The organism is Aeromonas molluscorum 848 (assembly GCF_000388115.1).
In the GTDB taxonomy this organism is placed as follows: domain Bacteria; phylum Pseudomonadota; class Gammaproteobacteria; order Enterobacterales; family Aeromonadaceae; genus Aeromonas; species Aeromonas molluscorum.
The window spans coordinates 1-13,397 of the sequence record NZ_AQGQ01000033.1 but is presented as its reverse complement, the minus strand read 5'-3'; the positions used below and the strand labels follow the sequence as shown (position 1 = coordinate 13,397).

At 60.3% G+C, this 13,397-nt stretch carries 9 protein-coding genes, 2 tRNA genes and 1 pseudogene; 7 read left to right on the top strand and 5 right to left on the bottom strand.

The genetic code is table 11. The annotated features are described in order from the left end of the window. The first annotated feature begins 28 nt into the window (after window positions 1-28). Window positions 29-490, top strand: coding sequence for a hypothetical protein (locus G113_RS07190; protein WP_005897686.1), 462 nt, complete (start codon window positions 29-31; stop codon window positions 488-490). Between the two features lie 215 nt (window positions 491-705). Here the strand turns inward: G113_RS07190 and torA are convergent, their stop codons facing one another. Continuing rightward, window positions 706-3,186, bottom strand: coding sequence for a trimethylamine-N-oxide reductase TorA (gene torA, locus G113_RS07185; protein WP_005897683.1), 2,481 nt, complete (start codon window positions 3,184-3,186; stop codon window positions 706-708). A 22-nt stretch (window positions 3,187-3,208) separates the two neighbouring features. Next, entirely contained in the window at window positions 3,209-4,339 is a 1,131-nt protein-coding gene (locus G113_RS07180) for a NapC/NirT family cytochrome c (RefSeq protein WP_005897681.1), read from the bottom strand. 378 nt (window positions 4,340-4,717) lie between these two features. Between G113_RS07180 and G113_RS07175 the strand changes: the two genes are divergently transcribed. After that, window positions 4,718-6,712 carry a DNA topoisomerase III gene (locus G113_RS07175; RefSeq protein WP_005897679.1) on the top strand — a complete coding sequence of 665 codons (1,995 nt, stop codon included), beginning with the start codon at window positions 4,718-4,720 and terminating at the stop codon, window positions 6,710-6,712. A 79-nt stretch (window positions 6,713-6,791) separates the two neighbouring features. Here the strand turns inward: G113_RS07175 and G113_RS07170 are convergent. After that, window positions 6,792-8,151, bottom strand: a pseudogene (locus tag G113_RS07170) (TrkH family potassium uptake protein). Next, the gene (locus G113_RS07165; RefSeq protein ID WP_005897678.1) at window positions 8,148-8,801 is read right to left on the bottom strand and encodes a potassium channel family protein; all 654 of its coding nucleotides are present in this window, start codon (window positions 8,799-8,801) and stop codon (window positions 8,148-8,150) included. Before G113_RS07165 ends, G113_RS07170 begins: the two are co-directional and overlap by 4 nt. A gap of 346 nt (window positions 8,802-9,147) precedes the next feature. On the opposite strand from G113_RS07165, the gene murB reads away from it, so the two are divergent. After that, on the top strand, window positions 9,148-10,185 hold the full coding sequence (gene murB / locus G113_RS07160) for a UDP-N-acetylmuramate dehydrogenase (RefSeq protein WP_005897677.1): 1,038 nt from the start codon (window positions 9,148-9,150) through the stop codon (window positions 10,183-10,185). Next, a complete protein-coding gene (birA, locus tag G113_RS07155; protein WP_005897675.1) occupies window positions 10,182-11,147 on the top strand; it encodes a bifunctional biotin--[acetyl-CoA-carboxylase] ligase/biotin operon repressor BirA in 966 nt (321 codons plus the stop codon). The genes murB and birA overlap by 4 nt, the downstream gene beginning before the upstream one ends. A gap of 57 nt (window positions 11,148-11,204) precedes the next feature. Here birA and coaA read toward each other — a convergent pair whose 3' ends face one another. After that, window positions 11,205-12,143 carry a type I pantothenate kinase gene (gene coaA / locus G113_RS07150; protein ID WP_005897673.1) on the bottom strand — a complete coding sequence of 313 codons (939 nt, stop codon included), beginning with the start codon at window positions 12,141-12,143 and terminating at the stop codon, window positions 11,205-11,207. A gap of 259 nt (window positions 12,144-12,402) precedes the next feature. On the opposite strand from coaA, the gene G113_RS07145 reads away from it, so the two are divergent. The 3 genes from G113_RS07145 to G113_RS07135 form a co-directional block, all read left to right on the top strand. After that, window positions 12,403-12,487 (top strand) — tRNA-Tyr (locus G113_RS07145). Window positions 12,488-12,525: 38 nt separating this feature from the next. After that, a tRNA-Gly gene (locus G113_RS07140) sits at window positions 12,526-12,600 on the top strand. Between the two features lie 172 nt (window positions 12,601-12,772). Then, on the top strand, window positions 12,773-13,397 hold a 625-nt coding region (locus tag G113_RS07135; RefSeq protein ID WP_040318998.1), incomplete at its 3' end, for a GTP-binding protein.

Genomic DNA, 13,397 nt, shown 5'->3' with positions numbered 1-13,397 from the left:
CATCCGTTGACGCCTGAGGAAGAGATTCATGACCGACGATCCATGGGCATTGTGCCATCTTGATGATTCGTTCGATGCCTCGTTGCTGGGCAGGAAGGGAGCCCAGATCCAGTGGTTTGAAGATAGGGAGCACCTGATAGAGTTCCTGCTGGAGGACTTTATCGACCTGCTGGCCGATGTGGGCGAGCTGGAGGAGGATCAGACCGAGAGCGCCCGTGAGCGCTTCACCTTGTTGGTGGAGCAGAACCCCGACAACCGGGGTCTGATAGATGCCATCAACGATCTGGCCAGCGGCCTGCGCCGCATCGCCTGGCTGGGCCCCCTCTCCGAGCTGGCCGAGATAAGCGACGAGTTCGCAAACGGGCTGCGTGCCTTCTTCTGGACCCAGTATGATGGCGACGAGGATGACCCCGAGGCCTGGGTGCAGGAAGAGCTCTGGCCCCAGCTGGTGGAATGCGCAGAAGAGTACATGGTCGAAGGGGACTTCTAAATCCCATCTGGCCAAGTCTCTGGCCCCAGCTGGTGGAATGCGCAGAAGAGTGCATGGTGGAAGGGGGGCTTCTCAGTCCCATCTGGCCAAGTCTCTGGCCCCAGCTGGTGGAGTGTGCGGAAGAGTGCATGGTGGAAGGGGGCTTCTAACTTCCTCTGCTATCGCAATGGAAAACGGCGCCTCGATGGCGCCGTTTTAGTGACTGAACCCAGGGCTCAGGCGTTGGTGGGCACGGCATGGGCCGTATTGGTCGGCGCCGCCCCCTTGAACTTCTCTATCTGCAGCTGTGCCATGTGGCCGCAGTTGCCCTGGGCCAGGCTCGATGACCCTTCATCGAAGGTAAGGCAGTTGACGTTGCCATTCTTGCACAGGGCCCCGGCCTTGCCCGGCTCGGCGGGATCGAACCAGGCGCCTTCGCAGATGCGCACCACCCCGGGACGCACGTCCTTGGAGAGCAGGGCGCCCACCAATATCTGACCACGACTGTTGAAGGCGCGGACCAGGTCGCCATCCGCGATGCCCCGGGCCTTGGCATCGTCCGGATGAATCATGATGGCTTCCCGATCGGCCACCGCGAACTTCTCGCGCAGGGGCGTGTTGTCGAGCTGGGAGTGCAGGCGCTGGGTAGGGTGCGAGGTGTTGAGTGACAGAGGATACTGGGTGGCCTCCACCCCTTGTTTCCACTCCTTGGGTTCGAACCACTTGGGATGACCCGCGCAGTCGGCATACCCCATCTTGTCGATGGTATTGGAGAAGATCTCTATCTTGCCTGACGGGGTTCCCAGGGGGTTGAGCAGCGGGTTCTCGCGAAAATCGGCATGACGGATCCACTGCTTGTTCGCCTCGGGCACGGGGAAGCGCACATAGTTGTTCGACTCCCAGAACATGGTAAACGGCGGCAGTGCCACTTTGGCGCCCCGGGCCTGGGCGGCCATGGCGTCATACATCTGCTTGAGCCAGAGGATCTCGTCCTTGCCTTCGGTGTATGCCTCTTCCAATCCCAGCTTGGCGGCGACGGCACGGAAGATGTCAAAATCGTTGCGGGCCTCATGCTGGGGTGGGACGCACTGGTGCATGGGAAAGACATAACGCTGGGAATAATCGCCCCCCATCTCCAGATCGTTGCGCTCGTAGCTGGTGGTGACCGGCAGCACTATGTCGGCGTGCTTGGCGGTCGCTGTCCAGTAGGGTTCGTGCACTATGACCGTCTGGGGCTTGCGCCAGGCCTGCAGCAGGTTGTTGGTATCCTGATGGTGATGGAAGGGGTTGCCGCCCGCCACATAGACCAGCTTGATGTCGGGGTAGGTGACCTTGCGACCGTTGAAGTCGATGGTCTTGCCCGGATTGGCCAGGCAGTCGGCGATGCGGGCAACCGGGATGGGCGCCGGACTGTTTTTGGGGGCTTCTCCGGCGGAGATGCCGGACAGTATGCCGCCTTTGGCCGTCGGACTGCCGCCGGAAGAGTAGTGGTAACTGAAACCATAGCCGCCGCCGGGCAGGCCAATCTGGCCCAGCATGGCGGCCAGGGTGACCAGCATCCAGTTCGGCTGCTCGCCGTGGTGTTGGCGCTGCATGCCCCAGCCCGCCATGATCATGGTGCGCTTGGATGCCATGTCCATGGCGAGCTGGGTGATCTGCTTGGCCTCGACCCCGCAAATCCCCGCCGCCCATTCGGCGCTCTTGGCTTGACCGTCCGTCTTGCCGAGCAGGTAGTCGAGGAACTTGTCAAAGCCACTGCTGTAGCGATCCAGGAAGGCCTGATCGTGCTTCTTGGCGCTGTAGAGGCTGTGAGCCACCCCCAGCATCATGGCCACATCTGTGTAGGCGTTGGGAGCCAGCCACTCGGCATCGAGCAGCTTGGCCGTCTCGTTGTAGACGGGGTCTATGCTGATGACCCGGGTGCCCTTCTCCTTGAGCGCCTTGAAGCCAGCCTGCCCCTCGTGATCCGGCATGTTCCAGCTGTTCTTGAGGGTGACCTGGGCATTGACGCCCCAGAGCACCACCAGTTCGGCATGTTCGACCACGTTGGGCCAGGCGGTCTGCTGTTCGTACACCTCGATGGAGCCCATGACGTGGGACATGATCACCTGGGCCGCCCCCGTGGAGTAGTCGCCAGCATAGCCGGTGAAGCCGCCAGAAAGGTTCATCAGCCGGTGCAGCAGGGTGCGGCTGTTGTGGAACAGACCCACGCTCTTCCAGCCATAGGATCCGGCATGGATGGCCTGGGGGCCAAAGTCGCTCTGTACCCGCTTGATCTCGCCTGCCACCAGTTCGATGGCCTTGTCCCAGCTCACCTTGACCCACTCATCGGCGCCGCGCAGCTCGGGACTGGCCCCTGGGCCGTGTTCGAGCCAGCTCTTGCGCACCATGGGGGATTTGATGCGGTTCTTGGCATGGACCTGATAGGGGGCCATGTCGATCAGCTCGTTGGGGGCAGGGTCATCGGCCACCGGCTGGACCCTTACCATGCGGCCATCTTCGACGATGGCTTCGAAGGCGCCCCAGTGGGCCCCGGTCAATATGCCTTTCTGGGCCGGCACCAGGGTAGTGAACTGCTCGAGCGCCGTGCTGATGGCGCTGGCCAGCGCGCTCTTGGGAAAGAGACCGCCGAGCAGAGGCAGGGCGGCGCAGGCCCCCAGGCCCTTGAGCAGGCGACGGCGGGACAGGTTCGCGGTTGTATCGTTGAAAAGAGTCATAACAATTCCTTAGTGTCCTGCCTTAGAGGGCCGAATTCATGTCACTGGCATGCTTTTGCACGTATTGGGTCAGCATGCGTGCCTGCTCGGGAGTGAGGGAGGTCCGAGGTTCCATGCCTTTGATGACGCCGATCCACTGGTTCGCGTTGAAGTGATCGAGCGCGGTCAGACCGTGGCAGCCGGTGCAGTTGTTGGACATCAGGGTGGAGGCGTATTGCCACAATTTGTCCTGGTCGCCGATGAGCTGGCTCTGGTCGACCCAGGCGGTCAGCTTGACCTTGTGCCAGGTGAGGTTGGTGCTGGCATCGGTTTCGCTCTCCCCGGTGACCAGTTTCTGCTTGGCCTCATCGCCGAGCAGTGCGCTCAGAATGCGCTTGCCGGGAGCTGCGTAGAAGACGTCGGCGACGCCATCTTGCTGCCAGCCGGCGATCTCGACCTGGGCACGCCCATTGTCATTAGCGAGGATCTGCACCTGGGTCGAGGGCATCAGGTTGCCCTGATTGGCGTCTGTTTTGGCATCCATGAACAGCGGCGTGGTGGCGATGGCGTAGCGGGTGGTGACGTTGCCCGGCGTCTTGGCGGCGGCCTGAGCCAGCTCGCTTGCCCCGGCGGCGGCCAGGCCGCTCATATCCGGCATGATGTGTGCCACGCCTCTGTGGCAGTCGATGCAGGTCTGCCCTTCCTTGATGGCGACCGGGTGTTCGGCACGGGCGTTGGGGCGTTGGGCCAGAATATCCATGGCCTCATAGCTGTGGCAGCTGCGGCAGGTCGCCGAATCGTTGGCTTTCAGATCGTCCCAGACGTGTTGGGCCATCAGCAACTTGCGCTCCTGATATTTCTCCGGGGTATCCAGAGTGCCGATCGCCTCGTGATAGATGTCTTTCACGGCGCGGATCTTGGTCCACAGGTAGGAGGTGGGATCCCCGGGGATGTGGCAGTCGGCGCACTCGGCGCGTATGCCCTTGGGATTCTGGAAGTGGATGCTGCCCTGGTACTCGGCCAGCGGCGTCTGCATCGAGTGGCAGGAGACGCAGAATTCGGTCGAGCTGGTCTTGTGCAAAATGGTGGCCGTGACGCCCAGTGCCGCGACGCCCAGCAAGGCCCCGAGCAGCAGGAGCCAGAACCAGGTTTTCTTGAGAAGAGATCCAAGCATGGTGGCAGTTCCTAGGTTAATAATACCCATATGGTAGTAGTTGACGTCTAGTCAAAGCTTGACGCTCATCATTGCAAGATCCAAAAAGTCGTTATTATTCCGTTTCTTAATTCATAGCATAAAAGAATTGTGAATTTGTTTCACGAATGAGTCCTGCTCGCTTTTCGTCTATCGGAACCCTGCTGCGAACAGGTGCCGAATGTTTGTGCAACAGTCGTTTGGGGCGCTGTATTGGTGAGCCGCAATCTCTAGCAGCCTAGCCCAGAGAGATGTGGATTTCTGCTGGAAGAGGGTGTTGAGGTCAGATGCGGCCGGACTTGGGCTTTGTCGACTGACTGGGTATACTGGCTACATATACAGTATTCAGGTGTGTCAGCCATGCGACTCTTCATCGCGGAAAAACCCAGCCTGGGGCGTGCCATCGCCGATGTGCTGCCCAAACCTCACAAGAAGGGGGAGGGCTACATCGAGACGGCCCAGGGAGATGTGGTGACCTGGTGCATCGGCCATCTGCTGGAGCAGGCCGAGCCCGATGCCTACGACGCCGCCTACAAGCAGTGGCGCATGGAGCCTCTGCCCATCATTCCCGAACAGTGGCAGCTGGTGGCCAAGCCCAAGACGCGCAGCCAGCTCACCGCTATCAAGGGTCTTATCAAGCGAGCCGACTGTGTGGTCAATGCCGGTGACCCGGACAGAGAAGGGCAATTGCTGGTAGACGAAGTCATTGCTCATCTTGGTTACCCCAAACACAAGCCGGTGCAGCGATGCCTCATCAGCGATCTCAACCCCCCAGCCGTGCGCCGCGCCCTGGACAATCTGCGCGATAACAAGGAGTTCGTGCCGCTGGCCGTCTCTGCCTTGGCGCGCAGCCGCGCCGACTGGCTCTATGGCATCAACATGACCCGAGCCTACACCCTGCTTGGTCGCAAGGCAGGCTGCAGCTCTCTGCTGTCGGTGGGCCGGGTGCAGACCCCCCTGCTCGGCCTGGTGGTGCGTCGGGATCTGGAGATAGATGCCTTCGTCCCCAGACCTTTCTTTGAGGTGCTAGCACATTTGATGACGCCGAGCCGTGACAGTTTCACTGCCAAGTGGCTTCCGTCCGAGGCGTGCCAGCCCTGGCAGGATGAAGAGGGCAGGGTATTGCAGCGCTCTTTGGCCGAAAACGTGGTGCGCCGCATCGCAGGTAAACCGGCTCTGGTCGAGGAGGTGGAAGAACAGGCCCGCAAGCAGGCGCCGCCGCTGCCTTACAATCTGTCCAGCCTGCAGATCGATGCCGCCAAGCGTTTTGGCATGGACGCCAAACGGGTGCTCGACATCTGTCAGAGTCTCTATGAGCGCCATAAGCTCATCACCTATCCCAGATCAGACAGTCGTCATCTGCCGACTGAGCACTACGGCAGGGCCAGCCGGGTGCGGGAGGCCATTGCCGCGACAGCGCCGACCCTGGCTGGCGCCGTCGCGGCGGCGAAGGGCAGTCTGCGCAGCAAGGCCTGGAATGATGCCAAGGTGGACGCCCACCACGCTATCATACCGACCGAGAAACAAGGCAACGCCAACACCCTGTCGGCGGATGAGAGCAAGATCTACATGCTGGTGGCCCGTCAGTATCTGCTGCAGTTCTATCCACCATTTGAATACAACGACAGTCGGGTGTTGCTGCGCATCGAAGGCGGTCTCTTTCAGGCCAAGGCCAGACGCATAGTGAAGGCGGGTTGGAAGGCGCTGCTCGGGGTGGAAGAGGATGATGAGGAAGAGGTCGGCACTCTGCCAGCCCTGCGCCAGGGGGAGACGCTGCACTGTGAGCGAGGCGAACTGCTGGAGAAGATGACCCAAGCGCCCAAGGCCTTCACCGATGCCAGCCTGCTGGCCGCCATGACCGGCATAGCCCGTTATGTGCAGGATCCCACCATTCGCAAGACCCTGCGGGATACCGATGGTCTGGGTACGGAAGCGACCCGGGCCGGCATCATAGATCTGCTGTTCAAGCGTCAGTTTCTGCATCGCCAGGGTAAAAGCATCAAGGCGACGCCGACTGGCCGGGCCCTGGTACAAGCGCTGCCGGATAGTGCGACCACTCCGGACATGACGGCGCTCTGGGAACAAAGTCTGAGTCAGATCGCCGAACGTCATGGCAGCTATCAGCAGTTTATGGAGCCCCTGACCAGTCAGCTGCATCAGCTGATCGAAGGTGCTCGCCACAACACCGGAGCCGATTTCAGCGCCCTCCCTCAGGAGAGTGCGGGGCGTAATCCCTTCCCCCGTCGCAAGAGCGGCGCCGGACGAGGCAGCAAGTCTGCTGCCAAAACGGGGACGGCTGCCAAGTCAGCAAGTCGCAGCGGCGCTCGCAAGACCACCAAGGCGAAGGTGGCCTGAGGGCTCAGGTGGCGTGACACCTCATCAGCTGAAAGGGGCCCTTGGGCCCCTTTGTGATAAGGGCACAGGATCGGGCGCATCAGCCGGTATGTACGTTCTCTTCCGGGTATTTGATGCGAGTCTCGCTCGGTCTGGCCAGCATGACGGCCAGGGTCAAGGGGCCCAAACGACCACAGATCATCACCAATACCAGGATAAGCTTGCCCGGCTCGCTGAGCTGGGCCGTGATCCCGGTGCTGAGTCCCACGGTGGCGAAGGCCGAGATGGTTTCGAACATGATGCGATCGAAGGGCAGATCTTCGGTGATCATCAGCAAAAACATGGCCAGCATCAGCACCATGGCGCTGACGATGATGATGGCCAGGGAGCGGGTCACCACCTGCGGCGCTATGGTGCGGCCGAAGGCGATGACATGGGGGCGCTTGGTGAGAAAGGCGCGGGTGGCCAGTAGCACCACGGCGAAGGTTGTCACCTTGATGCCCCCCCCGGTAGAGGTGGTGCCAGCGCCGATGAACATCAGCATCATCATGAACAGCAGGGCGGCCGGGGTGAAGTGGCCCAGATCCAGGGTATTGAAGCCGGCGGTGCGGGCACTGGCGGACTGGAAGAAGGCTGCCAGCCACTGCTTGCCCAGACTGAGCTCGCCGAGGGTGGTCGGGTTGTTGCGTTCCAGCAGCCAGAACATCAGGGTGCCGATCAGCAGCAGGGTCGGAGTCATCACCAGCATCAATTTGCTGTGCAGCTTGAGTTTGCGCAACTTGCGGGTGCGCACCAGATCCATGATGACGGTAAAGCCGATGCCGCCCAGGATCAGCAAGGCACAGACGGTCAGGCTGATCAGAGGGTCGTCTCTATAGTCCATGAGGTTGTTGGCAAAGAGGGAGAAGCCGGCGTTGGTTAAAAGCCGAGGCCGCATGGAAGAAACTGACATAGAGACCGTGGGCCCAGCCCATCTCCGGCACCCAGCGACATGCCATGATGGCGGTGCCAACCAGCTGGGCCAGGAAGGCGAACAGTATGATCCGTTTGACCAGACGCACTATGTTGATGGAGCCATCCTGACCGAGGGCCTCCTTGGCCAGCACCTGCTGACGCAGCCCAACCCGCTTGCTGAGCAGGGCCAGCAGCAGCACCGTCATGGTCATCTGGCCCAGACCCCCAATCTCCATCAACACCAGCAGGAAGAACTGACCCTGCAGGGTAAAGGTGCTGCCGGTATCGACCACCCCCAAGCCCGTCACGCTGATGGCCGAGGTGGCGGTGAACAGGGCATTGATGAAGCTCATCTCGCCATGGTGGCTGGAGGGTTGGGCCAGAAACAGGGTCCCCAGCAACAAGATGACCAGGAAGCTGCCGAGGATGAGCTTGGGTTCGTTCCAGCGAGACTCGGTATCCGGGCGTATGGCGAAGGTATAGGTGTCGCGCCAGAGGGAACTCATTGTTTATCCAGCCAGCGGTCGATGGCGTGCTTGTTGCCAGCCAGGATGAGGATGTCGCCGAGCGCCAGATCCATGGTGCCGGTCAGTACGTTATGGAGCACCTGACCGCGCTTGATGGCCAGCAGCTGGAATTCGGTCTGCTGCAGCAAATTGAGGTCGGCCAGGGTGCGGCTGTTGAGTTGCAGGCCGATCACGAACTCGGTCAACACCATGTCGTGGCCCAGCTCCAGGTAGTCGACCAGCCTGGTATCGAACATGCTCTGGGCGACGCGGCGCCCCATGTCCCACTCGGGGTTGATCACCTTGTCGGCGCCCACCTTCTTGAGGATCTTGGCGTGGAACTTGTCGCGTGCCTTGACCCACACCTTCTTCACACCCGCCTCCTTCAGGACGAGGGTGGTCAGGATGCTGGTCTCCAGGCTGTCCCCTATGGCGACAAAGACGATATCGAAGTCGGCCAGCCCCAGCTCGGCGACGGTATTCTCGTCGGTGGCATCCGCCACTATCACATGGCTGCAGAAGGTGGCAACCTGGCGGGTCCGCAGTTCGTCGATGTCAATGGCCAGCACCTCGGCATCCTGACGCTCCAGCTCTTCACAGAGTGCCGTGCCAAACAGTCCCAGGCCGATCACGGCAAATTGGTTATTCATGAGTACTTCCTCAAGAGAGCGAGCTTTCTACTCTAAACCAGCCGAGTGAGTCCGCAAAGAGGGACATTGTGACCGCGGATCACGCTTGAGCATCCCAGTGACTCGCAGCGACCAACCCAGCTGGGCCGCGGCAGTGTCGTAGCGAGCTGGCAACTCGCGGAGCCCGCGCTGGGGTGTGCTGTATCGTCAGGGCGAAGCAGGCTCGCGGAGACCAGAAGAAGGGGGCGAATGATCTGGGGTGGGCTGGTTTTGACTGCAAGGATAGAGGCTGATGACGGCGAGGGGGATTTCTCGTCGCGCGCCGACTTGAGGTAGACTGGCGGCCTGTTAATGCCGGGATCTGCAGATGAAACTCACCGCCTACGCCGACTTGTCCGCCCTCAACACCTTCTCCCTCCAGGCTCACTGCCGCTGGCTGGCCGAGATCAACCAGGTGGATGAGCTGCCCTCCCTGGCCGCCGATCCCCAATTCCACGGGCTGCCCCGTCTCATACTGGGAGGTGGCAGCAATCTATTGTTCACCTGCAACTTCGAGGGGGTGGTGGTACATAACCGCCTGCTTGGCATTCAGGTTGAGGATGGTGGCGATCACTGGCTGTTGCAGGTGGCCGCCGGTGAGTCCTGGCATCAGCTGGTGTGCCACACCCTGGCCAAGGGCATGCCTGGCTTGGAGAATCTGGCATTGATCCCGGGCACTGTGGGGGCGGCACCTGTGCAGAATATAGGCGCCTACGGTGTCGAGCTTGCCTCCTTCTGTCGCCATGTTGACACCTTTAACTGGCAGACCGGTCAGCAGGAGCGGATCCCGGCCGAGGCATGTCAGTTCGGCTATCGCGACAGCATCTTCAAGCATGACTATCAAGAGAGTCACCTGATCACCGCGGTGGGGCTGGCGCTTCCCAAGGCCTGGCTGCCAGTGCTCGGCTATGGCCCCCTGGGGGCGCTGGGTGAGGCGCCGAATGCACAAACCATCTTCGATGTGGTCTGCGCCACCCGCATGGCCAAATTGCCGGACCCGGCAGTGCTCGGCAATGCAGGCAGCTTCTTCAAGAATCCCATGGTGTCGGCGGCTCAGGCCGAAGAGCTCAAGGTGAAATGGCCAAACCTGCCTGTTTATCCGGCAGGAGAGGGGCGGTGCAAGCTGGCGGCCGGCTGGTTGATCGATCAGTGCGAACTGAAAGGTTTCGCCATCGGCGGCGCCCAGGTTCATGCGCAGCAAGCCCTGGTGCTGGTCAATCGTGGCGGTGCGAGCGCCGTCGAACTGATCGCCCTGGCCGCTCATGTGCGTGATAGCGTGCAGCAGCGCTTCGATGTCCTGCTCGAGCATGAGGTGCGCTTTATGGGCGCCCATGGCGAGACTTGCCTCGACGAGGTACTGCTATGAGCCTGACGCCCATTCGGCAAACCTTGATCGGCCTGCTCAGCGATGGCCAGTTCCATTCCGGCGAACAACTTGGTGAGCAGCTTGGCATCAGCCGCGCCGCAGTCAGCAAGCACATGGCGGCACTCAAGGGGTTGGGGTTGGACTTGTTCAGCCTGACGGGCAAGGGCTATCGGCTTGCCTTTCCCCTTGCCCTCTATGATCAGGAGAAGCTGCAGTCGGCGTCGCCGTTGGCACCTGTCCATGTCTACAACGTCATCGACTCCACCAACCAGTACCTGCTGGATCGGGTTGCGAGTCTGAGATCCGGGGAGTGCTGCCTGGCCGAGTGCCAGACTGCGGGCAGAGGCCGGCGCGGCAAGCCCTGGGTCTCCCCCTTTGGCTGCCAGCTGCTGCTCAGCATGTATTGGCGGCTCGAGCAGGGCCTGGCGGCGGCCATGGGACTGAGTCTGGCGGTCGGGGTGGCTGTGGTCGAGGCGCTCGAATCCCTCGGCTATCATGGGGTCGAGCTGAAATGGCCGAATGATCTCTATTATCAAGGCCGCAAGCTGGCAGGCATCCTGGTGGAGATGAGCGGCAGCGCGGGCGCCAGCTGCAATCTGGTGATTGGCGTCGGTCTCAATCTGGCCATGCCGGAGCGAGAAGGGGAGAAGATAGATCAGGCCTGGGCCGAGCTGCGTCATATTCAACCGGAGCTGCTCGATCGAAACCTGCTGGCCGCCACGATAATCACCTCGCTACAGCAGGCCATGGCAAGGTTTGAACAATCAGGACTCGGCGGCTTCGTGGCGGACTGGAACCGGCTCGATCACTTCGCCGGTCGGCCGGTGCGCCTCTTGATGGGGGAGCAGGAGATCCGTGGCATCGAACGCGGCATCGATGATCGCGGCGCCTTGCGACTGGAAACATGCGAGGGGATCAAATTTTATCTGGGCGGGGAGTTGTCGCTGCGTCGTGGGGATTGAGCTGGACGCACGGCTACTACAGGCATGATGAGAGAGGGGGCTTGCGGCCCCCTCTCGCTATTTGCGCAGCTTGATCTGCTCGATAGCGTGCTCTGCACCTTTAGTGAGGATCAGGTTGGCCCGCTCCCGGGTGGGCAGTATGTTCTCTTCCAGATTCAGGTGGTTAATCTCCTGCCATATGTTGCTGGCGATCCGGGTCGCTTCGCTCTCGGCCAGCTGCGCATAATGGTGGAAGTAAGAGTCAGGATCAGAGAAAGCACCGCTGCGAAACTTGAGGAAACGCTCGATATACCAAGTGCGCAGCAGCTCGGCATCGGCGTCCACATAGATAGAGAAGTCGACGAAATCGGAGACAAATACCCGATGAGGCTCCTGGGGATAATCCATGCCGCTTTGCAACACATTCAGCCCTTCCAGAATCAAGATATCCGGTTGTTCCACTACCTTGGTCTCATCAGGAAGCACATCATAGATGAGGTGAGAGTAGACAGGTGCTTCGACCCGCTCATGACCGGCGCGAATGTTGGCAACAAACTCAACCAGACGGCGGATGTCATAGGATTCGGGAAAGCCTTTGCGTCGCATCAGACCACGCTCCTCCAACACCTTGTTGGGATAGAGGAAACCATCCGTGGTGACCAGCTCGACCCTGGGATGCTCGGGCCAGCGCTCCAGCAGAGCCTGCATGATGCGAGCCGTGGTGCTCTTGCCCCCTGCCACACTGCCCGCAATACTGATCACGTAGGGCACCTTGCCCCTGGATTGGCCGAGAAACTGTTCCAGCACCCGACTGCGGCGCTGCTTGGCCTTGACGTAGAGATTGAGCAGGCGTGACAACGGCAGATAGATCTCCTCCACTTCCCGCAGCGACACCTTCTCGTTGATGCCTCTCAAGGTTTTGAGATCGATTTCTGTCAGGGTCAGGGGGACCGCATCGCGCAGCACAGCCCACTGTTCGCGGGTGAATTGCAGATAGGGGTTGTGCTCTGTCGTCATGGGTTCATCACTGTTTTTGGGGCAGGGCGACCATACACCAAGGGGGGAAGAGCGACAAGGGACGCGTCAGGATCGTGAGGGGCGAGCCATTTTTTTGCTGAGAACCAGGCAATAATCGCCATTTTGCCAACCACAACAGTTGCATCACTAAAAACCTTACAATAAAATGCGCGACGCTTAGATGTCTGTCGTCCATTTGCTAGGCAAGGGCGACAAAGCAACGGGTGCAAGCAGAATTACCGTTGTGACAATCGAGTACGGAGGGGTTCCCGAGTGGCCAAAGGGATCAGACTGTAAATCTGACGGCTCTGCCTTCGAAGGTTCGAATCCTTCTCCCTCCACCATATTTCTCTGCGGTTTGAGTGCTTTGGGTTAGAGAAATGCGGGCATCGTATAATGGCTATTACCTCAGCCTTCCAAGCTGATGATGCGGGTTCGATTCCCGCTGCCCGCTCCAAGATGCTGATATGGCTCAGGCAATGCCAGGAGCCATGCCTCGGGTGAGGTCGGCAGTTCAAATCGGCCTGTCAGTACCCGCCTCTCTTCCCCACCCAATTCAAATCCATCATATAAACTGTTCTGTGGTTAGCTTGCCACTGCGTACTCAGCGTTAGTTTAGAGGGTCGATCATGTCTAAAGAAAAATTTGAACGTAATAAACCGCACGTAAACGTGGGTACCATCGGCCACGTTGACCACGGTAAAACCACTCTGACCGCCGCCATCACCAACGTGCTGGCCAAGCACTACGGTGGTAAAGCCTTCGCCTTCGACCAGATCGACAAGGCGCCGGAAGAGCGTGAGCGTGGTATCACCATCAACACCTCCCACGTAGAATACGACACCCCGAACCGCCACTACGCTCACGTAGATTGCCCGGGTCACGCCGACTACGTTAAGAACATGATCACCGGTGCTGCCCAGATGGATGGCGCTATTCTGGTTGTTGCAGCGACTGACGGCCCGATGCCGCAGACTCGCGAGCACATCCTGCTGGGTCGCCAGGTTGGTATCCCGTACATGATCGTGTTCATGAACAAGTGCGACATGGTTGATGACGAAGAGCTGCTCGAACTGGTCGAGATGGAAGTTCGTGAACTGCTGACCGAGTATGACTTCCCGGGTGATGACCTGCCGGTGATCCGTGGTTCCGCGCTGAAAGCGCTGGAAGGCGACGCTGCATGGGAAGAGAAGATCATCGAGCTGGCTGGCTACCTGGATACCTACATCCCTGAGCCGGAGCGCGCCATCGACA

What these genes read in the sequence shown, in the direction of transcription:
- torA (WP_005897683.1), bottom strand. Translation starts at nt 3,186, where the DNA reads ATGACTCTTTTCAACGATACAACCGCGAACCTGTCCCGCCGTCGCCTG.
- G113_RS07165 (WP_005897678.1), bottom strand. Translation starts at nt 8,801, where the DNA reads ATGAATAACCAATTTGCCGTGATCGGCCTGGGACTGTTTGGCACGGCA.
- coaA (WP_005897673.1), bottom strand. Translation starts at nt 12,143, where the DNA reads ATGACGACAGAGCACAACCCCTATCTGCAATTCACCCGCGAACAGTGG.
- G113_RS07180 (WP_005897681.1), bottom strand. Translation starts at nt 4,339, where the DNA reads ATGCTTGGATCTCTTCTCAAGAAAACCTGGTTCTGGCTCCTGCTGCTC.
- G113_RS07175 (WP_005897679.1), top strand. Translation starts at nt 4,718, where the DNA reads ATGCGACTCTTCATCGCGGAAAAACCCAGCCTGGGGCGTGCCATCGCC.
- G113_RS07190 (WP_005897686.1), top strand. Translation starts at nt 29, where the DNA reads ATGACCGACGATCCATGGGCATTGTGCCATCTTGATGATTCGTTCGAT.
- murB (WP_005897677.1), top strand. Translation starts at nt 9,148, where the DNA reads ATGAAACTCACCGCCTACGCCGACTTGTCCGCCCTCAACACCTTCTCC.
- birA (WP_005897675.1), top strand. Translation starts at nt 10,182, where the DNA reads ATGAGCCTGACGCCCATTCGGCAAACCTTGATCGGCCTGCTCAGCGAT.